Here is a 13,868-nt window from a genome sequence, read left to right on the forward strand (position 1 = left end):
TGCCCGGAGGAACGCAGACCATGGACCGCGCAACTCAGCTCATCCAGGATCGCAGTGCCCCGCCGGCCGCCCTGGTGATCTTCGGCGCCTCCGGTGACCTGACCCGGCGTAAGCTGCTGCCCGCAGTCGAGAGCCTGGCTCGGCACGAGCGGCTCCCGGACCAGTTCGCGCTGGTCGGCGTCGCGCGCACGCCGATGACCGACGAGCAGTTCATCGAGAGCGCCCTCGGCGAACGTACCCTCGCCAGCAAGCGCCAGCTCCAGGGCGGCGTGCGGTACGTGGCGGGCGGCTACGACGACCCGGAGACCTACAAACGGCTCGTGGTGACCCTCGACGAACTGGACGCACAGCGGGGCACGTCCGGCAACCGGCTCTTCTACCTGTCCACCCCCGCCGGGGCCTTCGAGCCGGTGATCAACGGACTGGCCGGCGTCGGGCTCAACCAGCCACGCGAAGGCTCCTTCTCCCGCCTGGTCATCGAGAAGCCGTACGGGCGCGACCTGGTCACGGCCCGTGAGCTCGACCGCGTCGTGCACAGCGCGTTCGACGAGCACCAGGTCTTTCGCATCGATCACTATCTGGGCAAGGACACCGTCCAGAACGTGCTGGCGCTGCGCTTCGCGAACTCGATCTTCCAGCCCATCTGGGATCGCTCCTGGGTCGACCACGTGCAGATCACCGTCGCCGAGACCCTCGGCGTCGGCAGCCGCGGCGGCTTCTACGAGGACGCCGGCGCGATGCGGGACATCGTGCAGAACCACGTGCTCCAGGTCCTCGCGCTGGCACTGATGGAGCCACCGGCCTCGTTCGAGGCTGAGGGCCTGCGCAACGAGAAGGTGAAGCTGCTGCAGGCGATCCGGCTCCCCACCGACCGGGACATCGCCGAGGCCGCGGTCCGGGGACAGTACACCCGGGGCGGCACGCGCGAGGATCTGATGGCCGGCTACCGCGAGGAGGCCGGCGTGGACCCTTTGTCGCGCACCGAGACCTACGCCGCTATGCGGCTCAACGTGGACAACTGGCGCTGGGCCGGGGTGCCGTTCTACGTACGCACCGGCAAGCGCCTGCCGGCCCGGCTCACCGAGGTGGCACTGCAGTTCCAGCGGCCGCCGCACCTGCCGATCCCGACCGACCAGCTCACCGGCCTCGATGCCGACGCGCTGATCCTGCGGATCCAGCCGAACGAGGGCATCTCGCTGCGCTTCGGTGCCAAAGTGCCGGGCCACTCCTTCCGGGTCCGCACCGCCACGATGGAGTTCTCCTACGACCAGACGTTCGTCGAGGAGTCCCCGGAGGCGTACGAGCGTCTGCTCCTGGACGCGCTGATCGGTGACGCGTCGCTGTTCATCCGCAGCGACGAGGTGCAACAGTGCTGGCGGATCGTCGACCCGATCATCGAGAACTGGGAGAAGGACAACTCGCCGATCCCGACCTACGAGGCCGCCTCCTGGGGCCCGACCGACGCCGATCGGCTCATCGGCCGGAACGGCCGCAAGTGGCGCAACTCCGCGTGACCCTGCCACAGTGCCGATGCTGCCCTCCCCGCAGTGGATGGGCAGACCAGAGAAACATCCCCGCCGGGCCGTCCTCGACGCCATCGTGTCGAGCGTGAAGGGCACCGGCACCGCGCCCGGACAGGCAAAATGACGAGGGAGCACTAAAGTATGGAAATGCACGATGAACTCCGGCTCGCCCCGACAGATGGCACTGACGGCACCACCGAGCAGCGGCTGATCGCGTTGCTCGACGAGGGACGCGCCGACTACCGTTCCCTCGATCACCGGCCGGAGGGGCGCACCACCGAAGTCAGCGCCTTGCGGGGCCACCCCGCCGGGCAGGCGGCCAAGTGCATAGTCGTGCGTCTCAAGATCACCAAAAAGGAATCCCGGTACGTCCTGGCGGTCGTGCCCGGGGACCAGCGCCTGAACCTCGACCGGCTGAAGGAGCAATACCAGGCGCGGCACGCCATGTTCGCCGATGCGGCGACGGCCGAGCGGTTGACCGGGTCGCCAAGCGGCACCATCGTGCCCTTCACCTTCGGTGCGGCGCTGGACCTGATCGTCGATCCCGGGCTGCTGGAGCACGAGAAGATTTTCTTCAACGCGGGCGCGCTGGAACGCTCCGTCAGCCTGCGGACCGCCGACTACGTCCGACTGGCGCAGCCTTCGGTGCACGCCATCGCCGAGCCGGAGCCCGGGGTACAACGGAACGGCGAGCCGTCCTTGTAGAGGGCGGCCTACGGCAGACGCCGCGCCGTGAGAACCGGAACGGCGTCGTCGGTTCCGCCGACCGGCACGATGGCTTCGGACGACGCCTGCCGCGGGAGGCGCACCGCACCGACCGCGACCCCGGAGATGACCAGCACGCTGGCCAGGATCGTGACGGCGGTAAGGGGTTCACCCTGGAAGACGGCCGCGGCGCCCAGACCGAACACCGGTATCAGCAACGCGTAGGGGGCCACCGAGGTGGCTCCGTGGATCCGGATCAGGTATCCCCAGATCGCGTAACCTAGCAGGGTCGCGACCCAGGCCACGTACACGGCGGCGACCACACCGGACACCGACATCGAGCGCAGCGCGGCGAGGTCGTCCTGAACGCCCTCGAAGACGGCCGAGAGGATCAGCAACGGAAGGGGAGGAACCACGCTCACCCAGACCATGAACCGGAACATGTCCGGCGGGTTGGCCTTGCGGGTCGCGATGTTCGCCAGTCCCCAGCAGGCGGCAGCAGCCAGCACCAACAGGAACCCGGCGACCGGCGTCGTCCCACCGAGCCGCGTGCCCACCAGGACGATCCCGGCCATGGCGACGCCCAGGCCGACCAACTGCACCGCCCTGGGCCGCTCGCGCAGCAGCAAAGTGGCGAGAACAATGGTGAACGCCGCCTGACTCTGCAACACCAGGGAAGCAAGTCCGGCGGGCATGCCGACGTGCATCCCGATAAAGAGGAAACTGAACTTCAGCACGCCGAGCACTATTCCGACGATGAGAACCCACCGCCAGGCGACCCGCGGCGAACCGACGAAGAAGACCGCCGGTATCGCGGCGAGGATAAAACGCAGTGCGGAGAAGAGCAGCGGCGGGAAATCTTGCAGACCTACATCGATGACAACGAAGTTCACGCCCCAGACCGCCGCGACGAAAACGACCAGCCCGACATGAGTCGGCTTCATCGTTATCTCCTCACCGCCCATCCTCCTACCCGGCACGCGCCACCGGACCGGACCCATGATGTCTCATCCGGCGCCGCCGCCAAGGACCCGAAGGCTGACACTTTCTAATGGGAGTTCGTTAGCATGGCTTCACTACACGATCTGGGCCGGCTGCGTGCGCTGCACGCCGTGGCGACCTTCGGTTCCATCAGCGGGGCCGCGTCGGCGCTCGGCTACACGCCGTCCGCCGTGTCACAGCAGATCGCCAAGCTGGAGCGGGAGGCCGGCGCCCCCCTTCTCGACCGCGAGGGCCGCCGGGTGGCGCTGACCCCCGCTGGGCAGATCCTCACGCAGACGGCGGGGGAGGTGCTGGCGGCCCTGGAGCGGGCGGAGACCCGACTGAAACTCCAGCACGGAACGCCGACCGGCCGCCTCACGCTCGCCGCCTTCCCGACGGCCTGCCGAGGACTCCTGCCGGACGTGCTGGTGGAGCTGACCCGCCGGCACCCCGGCCTGGACCTCCGCGTGTCGGAGGTGGACCCGCTCCGCGGCGTCGACCTGGTGGCCGAGGGAGAGGTGGACGTCGCCGTCGTGCACGACTGGCACAACACCCCGCTGGTCCTCCCCGACGGCTTGCGGTGCACCCCGTTGGGCGACGACGTCGCCGACGTGCTCCTGCCGGCCGGGCATCCATTGGCAGGCCGGGACGAGGTCTCCGCCGATGACCTGGTCGCCGAGCGGTGGATCAGCCAGCGTCCCGGATCGATGTGTCACGCGTGGCTACTGCGGACTTTCGCCGAGCGGGGCCGGCAGCCCGACATCACCTGCCAGGTGGACGAGTACCAGTCCCAGGTGTCGTTGGTGGCCGCCGGGCTGGGCGTCGCGTTGCTGCCCCGGCTGGGCCGTGGGCGCCTGCCGTCGGAGGTCGTGGCACTGCCGCTGCGGCCAACCAGCTCCCGGCAGATCATGGCCGTGTGGCGGGCGAGCACCAGCGACCGGCCGGCGATCACCGCCGCCCTCGACGCGTTGCACGAAGCATCCGCTGCTCGGACCGCCCACTCTGATTCCCCGAATGTCGCGACGTCCGCACGACGTTCGACGACTGGCTGACCAGGAGCCTTTCGGCCATTTCCGATAGGTCGAAGTGATGCGCTTGGGCGGGGCCAGGTTCAAACTACGAGATTGCGGCTTGACCACCTGGCACCCCCTCCCCCATTGTAGGGATCGAACGGGTTGCCGGACGGGGGCGCAATTGAGGTTCAATCACAGGGCCGCTCCATGGTGGGCCGCCGATGTCATTGCCGATGCTAAACGAAGTCTTATCCGATAGCTGTTCGGCTTCTCATTTCCCGGGTCCGGTCGTGACGGACGACGACAATCACCCGATGCCAGGAACACAGTAAAGGCACGCCATATCCGTACGCCTGGGCAATTCCACCTTCGCCCGGTCGTCGGTCATATGCGCCTGCCCTATCGCGTGCGGTCCCTGACGGGACGGCCACAGGGAAGGTGATCGATCTCAATGGTGACTCCGACAGTCGAGCGCTCCCCCAGCCGGGTCGCAACCCGGCGGGACGCGTTGACCGCCCTCCGCTCCGCGATGTCCCGCGAGAACCTGACCAGCGCGGCGCGTTGCGCGATGCGCCTGTACGCCGCGCTGCCCGAGCCGGCGTCGCTGAACCGCAACGTCGTCCTCGTCGCCTACGGCGGCGGCAAGGACAGCTCGTACACCCTCGCCTTCGTCCGGGCGATGCAGCTCGTCCTCGCCGAGATCTACGGCAGCACCTTCCGGATGCGGGTGGCGACGAACCGGCATGCGGGTATGCCGCGCGCCGTCATGGAGAACATCGACCGGGCGTACCGGGCGCTGGGCCTGCTCGACGACCCCGACTGTGAACTACTGGTGGTCGACGGGTCGGTGGTGTCGACATTCGACGTCGACCTGCCGCAGCGGCGCGAGGTCGTCGAGCGCAATCGGGTCGACATCCTGATGACCGGCCACCGCACCGCCGCGGACGCCAGGCCCACCTTCTGCAACGCCTGCAACCTCAGCATGGTCAACGCCTTCGGGCTCGCCGCCGCCCACGACGGCGGGGTCAACGTGATCATCACTGGTGACTCGCAGACGGAGCAACGGGACTACTTCCTGTGGGTCACCCGCCTCGCCCGGCGCTTCGGCCTGCAACCGTCGCCCGACCACCGGAGCGGCTTCAAGGGCTTCCTGTCCTCCCTCGACAAGATCTCCGGTGCCTACTTCGCGGACATCCACGGTGCGGACGCGACGGCCACCATCGCCGAGCGGGCCATCACCACCGACGTCCGCACCGATCTTCAGTTCTTCTCCATCTACGACGACACGGCATACGCCTCCGGGGACCACTGGGATCTGCTGACGGAGTTCCTCGGCTTCGTCTTCGACGACGTCGCCTTCAGCTTCACCGAGTCCGACTGCGGCAACCCGGCGCTCATGGCGCACCTGCGGGCACTGAAGACCGAGCGACGCCACGGCCGGACGTACGCCGAGGGCCTGGCCGAGTACGTCGACTTCGCTCTGGGCCTGATGCACCAGAAGGAGTTCCCCGACCGCCTCATCACGGTGATGCGGGAGCGCTACGCCGGTGCGGCAGCCGTAGCCCGGATGCGCTCGGCGATGCAGGCGTACGCGATGGAGGCGTACGGCCTGACCGACGAGCAGCTCGTCGCCATGGTGTACGCGCCGTTCACGGAGAAGGGCCTGCACCTGGACCGCTACCTGAGCAATGAGCAGCCGGATCTGGTGAGCTCGACCGAGACCATCCACGATCTGCTCGCCGAGGACGTGGTGCCGCCGGCCGGGGACGTGGCGGCCCTCGCCGGCCGGCTTCAGCGCGTCACCGGACTCACCCTCGCACAGCTGCGGTTGCTCTATCGCAGCTCGCTGCGGCTGCCGTCCACCACGCCGGTCAAGGGCGAGCTGATCGACGCGATCCTGGAGGGCGATCCGCACAAGAAGGTCGTCCTCAGCCTGCGGGGAGCCGACGGCCACGCGGTTCCCGAACTGCTTTCCGGGCGATGACCGGCGTGGCGCCGCAGTCGGGTGGATCCGACTTCGTACAGGTGGGGGCCACCCGGGACGGGCTCGACCCGTACCTGGACTGCGCCCGGTCCCGGCGGATGCGGGCGGTGCTGGTGGAGACGGCCAGCTACCTGCGCCGACGCCGCGACCTCGGCCGCCGGCAGTTCGACGTGGAGCTGGCGGTGTCGCGCCCGGAGGACCCCCGGCAGGTCATCGCCGCGTTGGCGGAGGCCGGCATCGCACCGGCCCTGCTGCTCACCGGTTTCGAGCGTTACGTCGACGCCGCGTTCACCGCGGCGCGGTCCCTCGGCACGGCGCCGTGGCCGCGGATGGGAGCCACGTTCGAGCCACTGCACAAGCAGGAGCAGCGGGCCGCGCTCGCACGGGTCGCGCCGGAGCTGCCGCAGCCCCGCAGCGCTGTGCTCGCCGCCGACGGTGGCGTGTCCCGGACCGACCTGGCCTACCCGCAGGTGGTCAAGCCGGTTGACGGCGGCGGCGGCCTGGGGGTGTTGCTGGCCGCCGACGAGGCTCAGCGTCGGCAGGCGTTGTCGGTGATCACCGGCTTGCGCAACTACGGCGGCGCCTCGTTCGAGGCGGTCATCACGGAGGAGTTCGTACGCGGTCCCGAGGTCTCACTTCAGGGCGTGGTGCGGGCCGGACGCGTGTACCTGCTCAGCGTCTGCCACAAGTTGACCGCTGTGGAACCGCAGGACGCCCCGGGTGCCACCGGGCTGTCCGGATTCCGCGAGATCGGCCACGTCGCCGAGCATGGTGACCACGCGGACGCCGCGCTGCACCGGCTGGCGCGGTCCGCCGTCGAGGCGGCCGGCTACCGGGAGGGCCCGTTCCACCTCGACGCCATCCTCGGCGACGCCGGACCGGTGTTCGTCGAGATGGGTTTCCGGCTCTCCGGTGGCGGGCTGGTGGCGCTCGTGGCCGCCTCGACCGGCATGGACTGGGCCGACATCGCCGTCCGGTGCCATCTGGACGACACGCCACCGGCCCTCCTGCCGCCGCGCTCGCGTCGCGGGGTGGCCGGTCAGGTGTCTCTCACCTCGCCGCAGGAACTCGCCGTCGCGGAGGCGATGGCCGACGTCGACCCCGATGTACGGATGCTCCATCTGCCCGCGCCGCCCGAGCGGGACCTGCCGGCGGTGGACCGCGCCGCCCTGGCCTCGGACGTGCTGCGGCATGCCGGCGCCCTGGGCCGCCTGTTGATCACCGGCGACCACGTTGACGAGGTGCTCAAGAACCTGCGGTCCGTCGTCGCCGACCGATGGGAGGGCTGATCGCTCATGTGCCGACTACTGCTCTGCGTGGGAGACTTCGACGTCCGTGAGATGGTGGACGCCGCCGTCGCGATGGCCTGCGGGCGCACCGCCACGCACGAGGGTCCGGTGCGGGTCCACCCCAACGGCTGGGGTGCGGTGTGGAGCGCCCCCGACGCGCCACACCTGCGGACGCATCGCGACGTGCGGCCGATCGAGGAGAGCGTCGGTGAGTCACCCCTCATCGGCCTGCGCTCCACCTTCCTGGCCATCCACACCCGCCATGCCACGCTCCCGACCAACCATGGCCTGGAGTTCACCCACCCGTTGGAACGTGCCGGGGACTTCCCCTGGTACTTCATGCACAACGGGTTCATGCCCACCGTGTACCGCCGGCTGGGCCTGCCCGCGTCCCGGTTCGACTCGCTGGAGTACTTCGACTACATCGTCCCGCCCGGGGCCGAGGCTCTCGACCCGGTGGAGACCCTGACCAGGCTGCGGGCCGTCCCGACCGGAGGCACCTCCGGCAACGCGATCGCGGTCAACCTCAACGCGGCCTACGTCGTGCACTGGAGCCCCGCCGACAACGACCGCCCGATCTACTTCGGTATGTCCCGGCTGGACCGTCCCGGAGCCACCATCGTGTCCTCGGAGATCATCCCGGCGCTGGGCGCGGTGGACAGGTGGACTCCCCTGCCGACGGACCACGTGCTGGAACTGCCGCTGCCCGCTGCCGCCACCGCATCCCGACCCGAAGGAGAACGTCAGCATGTACGAGTCTGAAAACTGGAATCGCGTCGTCGTCGACGTCCGCACCACCCGCCCGTCCGGGGACCTACTCCGCCGGCTGGTGGACGGCGACGTGGCCGTCGTCGTGCTGCGCAACCTGCTTCCCGACGAGGTCTTCGCCGAGAATCGAGCTCGGCTCCGGGAGGTCTTCGATTCGGCCTCCACCACCACGTACGCCAACGGCGCGCTCACGACCATTGGCCCGTACCTGGCCAAGTACCTCGACGACTTCGAGGGTTACCTCCAGGCCGCGAAGGAGGCGAAGGTGATGCTGGAGGGCGTCTCATTCGACCTGGCCCAGCACGTCCGGGACGGGCTGCGGGTGCAGTTCGGGCTGAGCAGCCTCGAGCCGGCGGCGCAACCGGGGCGGGGCGAGTACGCGGAGTCGGTGATCCGCATCCACGCCGACGGCGTCCGCAATCCCCTGCACAACGACAACATCATGCGCGATGCCGCGGGCACCGAGGTGGCCCTTCAGGATCTGGCTTACCAGCTCAGCTGCGTGGTGTGCATCCAGGAGTGCGACAGCGGCGGCGAGTTGCGGATCTACCGCAAGCCCTGGGCGGCCGCCGACGAGCAGTACAAGATCCAGAGTGGGCTGGGCTACGACGAGCAGGTGGTCAGGGACGTGCCCGGCCACGAGTTCCGCCCACAGGCGAACGACGTCTACCTGATCAACCCCACCCGGTACCACTCGATCGAGCGGGTCTCCGGCTCCGACCGGCTCACCATGGGCTTCTTCATCGGTTTCGCGGACGACTCGCTCGACTCTGCGGTGGTCTGGGGATGAGTCCCGAGCCCTCGGACAAGCATCATCCGGTGCCCACCGCGGCGGACCGGCTGCTGAACCTGCTCGAGGAGGGCGGCGCACAATACCGGCTGATCCGGCACGCCCCGGAAGGCCGGACGGAACGGGCGAGCCTGCTGCGCGGGCACCCTCCGGAGCAGGCGGCGAAGTGCATCGTCGTCCGCGTGAAGATCAGCAAAAGGCAGGTTCGTTTCGTCCTGGCCGTGGTGCCCGGCGACCGGCGCGTCGACCTCGACCGGATCCGCGAGAGCGTGGGCGGCCGCGACGCGGGCTTCGCCGACCGGCAGACCGCCGAACGGCTCGCCGGCACCGTCAGCGGAACCATCATGCCGTTCGCCTTCGACGCCGAGTTGGAGTTGATCGTGGATCCGGCCCTACTGGAGACAACCGACATCTTCTTCAACGCCGCGGCGCTGGACCGCTCCGTCGCCCTGCGCACCACGGACTATCTCCGCCTGGCCAGACCCACCCTGCTCGACATCGCGCAGGGGCCGGGACTCGACCGGACCGCCCCGATCGAACAGGTGGCGTAGGCGATCCGGCCGGTGGCGCCGGCTCCCGATGCGGTCCGATCCGCTCGGACCGGACCCGGCGCCAGCGCCATCGGCCGGATCGCCGACCGGCGGCACCCGTCAGCCGACGCTGATCGCCGCGGCGAACCGTGCACAGTGGTTGATCACCTCACCGACCCAGACCGCCGGGCGGGCCCGGTCGGGCCGGCCATCGTCACATCTTTCAGTGCCGCTGGAAGGTGGAACTGGGCGGCGAAGCTCAGGGCGGCAGTGGTCTTACCGGCCCCGTCGGCACCTTCGACGGCAAATAGCCGTGCCATTTTCTCGACCGACGGGCCCTTGCCGTCGGCTGCGTCGCCGACGGTACCGGTACTCCCGGGAATCTCCCCCGACAGGGCATGTGATCCAGTCCCTGGAATTGTTGTGGCGGTGAATTCGAAAGTCGACAAATCCGTTATCGACGTCGGCTGTCACCCTCGTGGCCGTGAAAAGACATCATCCTCACCACACGGCGACGGCCGATATCCGCATAGCGGTCCTGCCTGCCGATAAGTTGTTGCGCGGTTGCATCGGCGGCGGGCTCAAGCCGGCTGGGGTGTCCGCATGCTGGACACCCAGCCCGGATGCAGCACCCGCCCGGCCTCGTCGAGCCCGGCCACCCACCGGTCCGGCCCGCGAAGCCCGTCACGGGCAGATGCCGCACCCCACGTCCAGACGAGGCGAGCGCCCGCGGGCAGCAGTGTCATCACGGCTCCGCCGCGGCGCCGGCCCTGGCCTCCCCGCCTCGCGGGGCGTCATCCGTGGCCGCCTCGTGGTCGTAGTCGAGCACGCCGGGCAAGCTGCCGGCGCGGCGGGCACCGGGACATGACGTGCGGCCCGCAGGCACGCTCAGCCGGCGGACGACATGGCCATCGAATCGCTGCCCAGGTAGCCCAGCAACGGCAGGCCAACCCGGTCCAGCTCGTACAGGACCCGGATGCCCGCCCGCCGGCGCTTGACCACTCCCGCCGCCACCAGCACGGCCAGGTGCTCCGACACCGTGCTGACGGCGAGGCCCAGCTCAGCGGCGAGAGCCGAGGTGGTGGTCGGCACGGTGACACCGCGCATGATTGCCGCCCGGCTGCGGCCCAGCAGGATCTCCAGACGGTCCTTGCGCCCCGTGCCGTCCGCCCGGCCGGGCTCCAGAGCGGCACCGCTCAGCACGGCCGCACCGCAGGCCTGGTAGGAGAAGCACACGACGCCGTGCGGGGCGGTCGCCGTCAGCGACGGTCCCCGGCCGAAGAGCAACGGGACGATCAGGACCCGCGACATCGGCTCGGACGCCGACGGCGGCGCCCCGACGCCAGGCGTGCCCACCTGCGGCAGTTGGGCGTGCAGGCTGTCCAGCAGGCTTTCCGGGCCCTCCGTGGCCAGTACCCGCGACCGGGCGAAGATCTCCGCCTCATAGGTCGAGCGTATGGCGGTGGCATACCGGCGCAGTGCCACCTCCCAGTAGACCGCCACCATGTCCGCGAGCTGGTCGAGGGCTTGCTCGGGGCACTCATGAAGGGAGCGCAGGGCACGCGACTGGAGCCCGCCGCCCCACTGCTCGAGCTCGGCACGCACCTGCGCCGGCGGCACTGCCCGGAGGTCCGCCAACTCCTCATCGAGGGTGGGCGACGCCGATCTCGGCAAGGGCGTGACGAACGACGGCAACATGCCGCCGTGGATCTGCAACAGGTCCCGCAGCCAGGGCGTGAGTTCCGGTCCGTCTCGCTTGATGGAACGCCGGGTGGCCTGCAGCCAATTTCCGTAAGGCCACGGTGCGGCATTTCGAGCACTGTAGACCAATCGGATACTGGCGAGAGATTCCCACAATGAACTGCAGGAGATTCTGACCGAGCAGTGTTTACTTTCACTCAACGCGAACGTCGACAACGAATTCCTCCAAGCCCCCGTGTCCGCCGACAACTCCCGGCGGAACCCACACCAGCTTTAATCAATCCGGATCGATCAGGCAACATTCTCCCGCGTGCTGGGATAACTACGGTGCGCAACAATCCGCGCTAAGTCCATTCGGCTGTGACTTCCACCTCACCGGCGCGGCGTACCAGGTCCATGTTGGCCTGTGGGCGCCTGAGCGCGAATCGGCGCACCAGCACGCTGACGGGAGCCCGACCAGGACGATGGCGGCGTGGTCTGTCGCAGTGACGAGTCCGATCTCGACCCGATCGGCCACGACATCACCAGGGATTCTCCGGGGTCCCGCCGCAGGGGCAGCCGGTCTAGGTCAGAGCCGGACCGCGGCGTGGAAGCCCCGTTCGTACCAGAGCAGGGGCCGTCGAGCCGCATCCCGGAGGACCATGCTCACCTCACCGACCACGAGGTCGTGGTCGCCGACCGGTACCACCGCCTGACGGGTGCAGCGGTACTGGGCGATCGCCTGATCGATGGCGGGGAGACTGGTACCCGGGAAGGTCGAGTCGGTGTGGTTGGCGAACTTGTCCGGTCCCAGACGCGCGAACCGGGAAGCGAGTTCGCGGTGCTGCTCCGCCAACACGTTGACGACGAACTCCTTCGCCAGCACGAAGGCTCCGTGCGACCGGCTCGCCCGATCGATCGCCACCGAGACCAGCGGTGGACTGAGGGACAGCCCGGTCACCGCGCTGGCGGTAAAGCCCCAGCGGCGCCCGTCAAAAAGAGTGGTCACGATGGCCACCGGTGCTGCCAGCAGCGCCATCGCGTTGCGGAACTCATCCGCGCTCACCGGAGGTGCCGCCGCTCGGTCCGGCGCGTCCGCCGTCATCTCGATCCCCCACTCACGTCCGCACGGCCGCGGGCCGCACTGTCCGGTGGTGCGAACACCTCATGGAGCAATGGGCCGCCGTTGGTCCGGATATCGGTTCCGGACATGCGCAGCGACGGACCAAGGTCAGCAACCGGGCGGTCCTGGCGGCACTGCGCAGTCTCGTGACCAGGTAGCCCGCGGGCAGGTTTCCAGGGCGTACGTGGCGGCGAGGTGTCGGATGTCGCGCTCGACCTCCGCAGTGCTCGCTCCGGCCAGCACGAACCTGCCCGCACTGGGGAAAGCCGTGATGTCGTCGTTCAGCGTCTGGCCGATGTTGGGGATCTCGGACAGCACCACGGAGTCCGGGCAGGTGTCGAGGCCGCGGATGCGCTTGACGACGCAGGGCCGCATCTCCGGCAGGGCCGGGTAGAGCCAACCGGAGGCTCCGACCTCTGCGTACCCCAGGATGTCGGTGACGGTCCCGACCTCGGACGGCAGGCCCATACAGGCGAGGACGGACTCGCGGACCAGGTCCACGCCGTAGACGGCGCGGATGGCCTCACCGATGTAGGCGCCACCGAAGCGGTTGGCGACCTCAAGGAAGATCAGCTCATCGTCGGGGGTGAGGAACAGCTCCAGATGGAAGGTGCTGGTGTGCAATCTCAGCGACTTCAGCACGAGGGCGGTGAAGTCGCTGATCCGCGCCAGCGTCGCCGCGTCGTCGAACGTGACGGACGAGAGGTGCTCCGTGCCGGTCCGGAAGTTGAAGCAGTCGCCGATGTACCGGGAGGCGCTGATGAAGCGGATCTGACCGTCCCGGACCACGCCGTCGACGTGGCACACCTCGCCCGCGACGAACTCCTCCACCTCGTGATCGTCGGGGATGCCGTGCGCCTGGGCGTACGTGAGGAACTCCGCCGCGTCGCGGAAGACCCTGATGCCGAAGCTGCCGGCCTGGCGTTGCGGCTTCAGGACGATCCCGCCCGGCACGGCGGCCGCGATCCTCTCCAGGTCGGCGTACGGGGTGGCTGCGCCGACCGCCCAGAACGCGGGAACGCGTACCCCGCCGCCCCGCATCGCCTCCTTCATGCGGACCTTGTCGCGGCAGAGCACCGCCGTCTCGACGCCGACGCCCGGAATGCCGAAGTGCTCGCGCAGCCGGGCCGCCGGCAGGGTGACGTGCTCGTACATGGCGACGACGGCGACCGGCGGACCCAGTTCGACGGCGAACTCCTCGACCAGCGGGATCATCTGGTCGAGCGCCCGGTCGTAGTCCTCGAAGTCCAACGTGTGCGGCACGTCCAGTACGCCGATGCGGACGAACCGCTGCCGCGCGGCGGGTGACATCTGCTCGACGACGTGCCGGTGCACCAGCAGGGACACCTGGTGGTCGCCGAACTCGATCGAGTCGAGGTGCTGCTCGGCGAAACCGAGATGGACAACGTGGCGGCTCGTGTTCTGCACGGCGTCAGGCTCCTTCGGAGGTTCTCCTCCCACAGGTGGGAGATGGGCGGGCCG

Annotated in this window: 13 protein-coding genes; 8 read left to right on the plus strand and 5 right to left on the minus strand. The window is 69.1% G+C overall.

Annotated features, from left to right (window positions below):
* The first annotated feature begins 20 nt into the window (after window positions 1–20).
* A complete protein-coding gene (zwf, locus tag AB0B97_RS12390; RefSeq protein WP_357493084.1) occupies window positions 21–1,514 on the plus strand; it encodes a glucose-6-phosphate dehydrogenase in 1,494 nt (497 codons plus the stop codon).
* 156 nt (window positions 1,515–1,670) lie between these two features.
* Window positions 1,671–2,228, plus strand: coding sequence for a YbaK/EbsC family protein (locus tag AB0B97_RS12395; protein WP_357493086.1), 558 nt, complete (start codon window positions 1,671–1,673; stop codon window positions 2,226–2,228).
* An 8-nt stretch (window positions 2,229–2,236) separates the two neighbouring features.
* Here the strand turns inward: AB0B97_RS12395 and AB0B97_RS12400 are convergent, their stop codons facing one another.
* A complete protein-coding gene (locus AB0B97_RS12400; RefSeq protein ID WP_357493088.1) occupies window positions 2,237–3,193 on the minus strand; it encodes an EamA family transporter in 957 nt (318 codons plus the stop codon).
* Window positions 3,194–3,295: 102 nt separating this feature from the next.
* Between AB0B97_RS12400 and AB0B97_RS12405 the strand changes: the two genes are divergently transcribed.
* The 6 genes from AB0B97_RS12405 (at window position 3,296) to AB0B97_RS12430 (ending at window position 9,604) form a co-directional block, all read left to right on the plus strand.
* On the plus strand, window positions 3,296–4,261 hold the full coding sequence (locus tag AB0B97_RS12405) for a LysR family transcriptional regulator (RefSeq protein WP_357493090.1): 966 nt from the start codon (window positions 3,296–3,298) through the stop codon (window positions 4,259–4,261).
* A 412-nt stretch (window positions 4,262–4,673) separates the two neighbouring features.
* Complete coding sequence (locus AB0B97_RS12410) at window positions 4,674–6,206, plus strand: hypothetical protein (protein ID WP_357493092.1); 1,533 nt, start codon at window positions 4,674–4,676, stop codon at window positions 6,204–6,206.
* Window positions 6,203–7,495 carry an ATP-grasp domain-containing protein gene (locus tag AB0B97_RS12415; RefSeq protein WP_357493094.1) on the plus strand — a complete coding sequence of 431 codons (1,293 nt, stop codon included), beginning with the start codon at window positions 6,203–6,205 and terminating at the stop codon, window positions 7,493–7,495. The genes AB0B97_RS12410 and AB0B97_RS12415 overlap by 4 nt, the downstream gene beginning before the upstream one ends.
* 6 nt (window positions 7,496–7,501) lie before the next feature.
* Entirely contained in the window at window positions 7,502–8,257 is a 756-nt protein-coding gene (locus AB0B97_RS12420) for a hypothetical protein (RefSeq protein ID WP_357493096.1), read from the plus strand.
* Window positions 8,244–9,053 (plus strand): hypothetical protein, encoded by an 810-nt coding sequence (locus AB0B97_RS12425; protein ID WP_357493098.1) that lies wholly within the window; start codon window positions 8,244–8,246, stop codon window positions 9,051–9,053. The genes AB0B97_RS12420 and AB0B97_RS12425 overlap by 14 nt, the downstream gene beginning before the upstream one ends.
* 29 nt (window positions 9,054–9,082) lie before the next feature.
* A complete protein-coding gene (locus AB0B97_RS12430; protein WP_357493100.1) occupies window positions 9,083–9,604 on the plus strand; it encodes a YbaK/EbsC family protein in 522 nt (173 codons plus the stop codon).
* A 560-nt stretch (window positions 9,605–10,164) separates the two neighbouring features.
* Here the strand turns inward: AB0B97_RS12430 and AB0B97_RS12435 are convergent.
* From AB0B97_RS12435 to AB0B97_RS12450, 4 genes are all read right to left on the minus strand, one after another.
* Complete coding sequence (locus AB0B97_RS12435) at window positions 10,165–10,329, minus strand: hypothetical protein (protein WP_357493102.1); 165 nt, start codon at window positions 10,327–10,329, stop codon at window positions 10,165–10,167.
* Window positions 10,330–10,471: 142 nt separating this feature from the next.
* Window positions 10,472–11,500 (minus strand): winged helix-turn-helix domain-containing protein, encoded by a 1,029-nt coding sequence (locus tag AB0B97_RS12440; RefSeq protein WP_357493104.1) that lies wholly within the window; start codon window positions 11,498–11,500, stop codon window positions 10,472–10,474.
* 352 nt (window positions 11,501–11,852) lie between these two features.
* Window positions 11,853–12,329, minus strand: coding sequence for a flavin reductase family protein (locus AB0B97_RS12445; RefSeq protein WP_357493106.1), 477 nt, complete (start codon window positions 12,327–12,329; stop codon window positions 11,853–11,855).
* A 165-nt stretch (window positions 12,330–12,494) separates the two neighbouring features.
* The gene (locus tag AB0B97_RS12450; protein WP_357493108.1) at window positions 12,495–13,814 is read right to left on the minus strand and encodes a hypothetical protein; all 1,320 of its coding nucleotides are present in this window, start codon (window positions 13,812–13,814) and stop codon (window positions 12,495–12,497) included.
* Window positions 13,815–13,868 lie beyond the last annotated feature (54 nt).

It is taken from the genome of Micromonospora sp. NPDC049004, assembly GCF_040649315.1.
Classification (GTDB): domain Bacteria; phylum Actinomycetota; class Actinomycetes; order Mycobacteriales; family Micromonosporaceae; genus Micromonospora.

Coding starts and splice junctions, on each gene's coding strand:
- AB0B97_RS12410 (WP_357493092.1), top strand. CDS start 4,674: ATGGTGACTCCGACAGTCGAGCGCTCCCCCAGCCGGGTCGCAACCCGG.
- AB0B97_RS12420 (WP_357493096.1), top strand. CDS start 7,502: ATGTGCCGACTACTGCTCTGCGTGGGAGACTTCGACGTCCGTGAGATG.
- AB0B97_RS12405 (WP_357493090.1), top strand. CDS start 3,296: ATGGCTTCACTACACGATCTGGGCCGGCTGCGTGCGCTGCACGCCGTG.
- AB0B97_RS12415 (WP_357493094.1), top strand. CDS start 6,203: ATGACCGGCGTGGCGCCGCAGTCGGGTGGATCCGACTTCGTACAGGTG.
- AB0B97_RS12395 (WP_357493086.1), top strand. CDS start 1,671: ATGCACGATGAACTCCGGCTCGCCCCGACAGATGGCACTGACGGCACC.
- AB0B97_RS12435 (WP_357493102.1), bottom strand. CDS start 10,329: ATGACACTGCTGCCCGCGGGCGCTCGCCTCGTCTGGACGTGGGGTGCG.
- zwf (WP_357493084.1), top strand. CDS start 21: ATGGACCGCGCAACTCAGCTCATCCAGGATCGCAGTGCCCCGCCGGCC.
- AB0B97_RS12400 (WP_357493088.1), bottom strand. CDS start 3,193: ATGGGCGGTGAGGAGATAACGATGAAGCCGACTCATGTCGGGCTGGTC.
- AB0B97_RS12425 (WP_357493098.1), top strand. CDS start 8,244: ATGTACGAGTCTGAAAACTGGAATCGCGTCGTCGTCGACGTCCGCACC.